Below are 1,293 nucleotides of genomic sequence, written 5' to 3' on the forward strand. Positions count from 1 at the left end.
CCGTTTCTTCGTTCCTGCAACGACTCGGCCGTACCGGCGGGCGGCTGGGCAGGAGCCGCAATACCCTGTTCCTTGCCACCAGCCTCGACGGGCTACTCGACGCAGCTGCCGTGCTACTTCTCTGGGAGCGCGGATTCGTCGAGAAGGTAGTCGCCCCACCACATCCACGTCACCTTGCTGCCCAACAACTTCTTGCGCTGGCGCTCCAAGAAGGGGCGTTCGGCGCATCGGACTGGCCGTGGTGGTGGGGAGACCTTCCGCTCATCGCCGACGGTGCGGAAGTACTCGCCTACCTGCGCGAGCACGAGTTCCTCGTCGAGGACTCAGGGTTATTGATGATCGGGCCGCGCGCGGAGAAGGAGTTCGGGCAGCGTCACTTCATGGACCTCCTCTCTACCTTCGTTGCCGATCTCGAGCTGCGGGTCGTCGCTGGAGTAAAGGACATCGGATTTGTTTCGCCGCTGGCTATTCCGGCCAGGCCGGATCGGGAGCAGCGACCTCTTGTGCTCGCTGGGCGAGGCTGGCATGTGCAACACGTCGATTGGGAGCGCTTCACTGTGTGGGTCGAGGAGATCTCGACCAAAGGTGATGTGAAGTGGCCGTCCGGTGCGGTAACGCAATCGTTCGAGATGTGCCAGGCGAAGCGAGAAGTTCTGCTTGGGGCGGTGCCTGAGGTCGAGTTGTCCAAGCGCGTTCCTGTAGCGATGGAGCGCCTCCGTGAAGAACGCGCTGCGGAGGTCAGTGAGAGCGGCCTGGTGATGCATCTGCGGGGTGCAGGGGGTGCGCGCTTGTGGACCTGGGCTGGTCTGAAGGCCAACGCGACACTGCTCGCAGGACTCGGGCTGGAATCGAGCGGGGTGGAGAACGAGAGTGTCGTTCTGCCAGAAGGGATCACCGGCGAAGACATCAAGGCTGCAGAGGTCAATGCCGTTCCACTCGTTGACGAAGATGCCGTCTCAGGGCTCAAGTTTTCGGTGGCGCTGCCGCCGGACCTTGCCGTCACGACTCTTGGTGAGCGGCTCGCCGATCCGGCTGGCGCTGCGGAGACTGTCCAAGCCCGCATCATTCGCTATCACGCATGACGAGGCGGTTGCCTCCAGGCGCATGCGTAAGGCGTTCTGCATGGGGATTGCCCCAGCTTGTCGGTTGATCCTTGGCGCAGGGTCTTCGGATCATTGGCGCTCACTGGATTGCTCCCCGACTGGGTACTGACCGTGTAGTCCAGCGTGCCTGTGCGTTTGATGGCTCTTCACAGATGAGGGTGTAGAGGTGGTTGGCGCGTCGTTGCCGGGA

Annotated in this window: 1 pseudogene; it reads left to right on the forward strand. The window is 62.6% G+C overall.

The annotated features are described in order from the left end of the window. A pseudogene (locus EB75_RS29525) lies at positions 1-1,082 on the forward strand (DEAD/DEAH box helicase); the annotation flags it as partial. Between the last annotated feature and the right edge of the window lie 211 nt (positions 1,083-1,293).

This window comes from Mycobacterium sp. ST-F2 (assembly GCF_001905655.1).
Taxonomy (GTDB): domain Bacteria; phylum Actinomycetota; class Actinomycetes; order Mycobacteriales; family Mycobacteriaceae; genus Mycobacterium.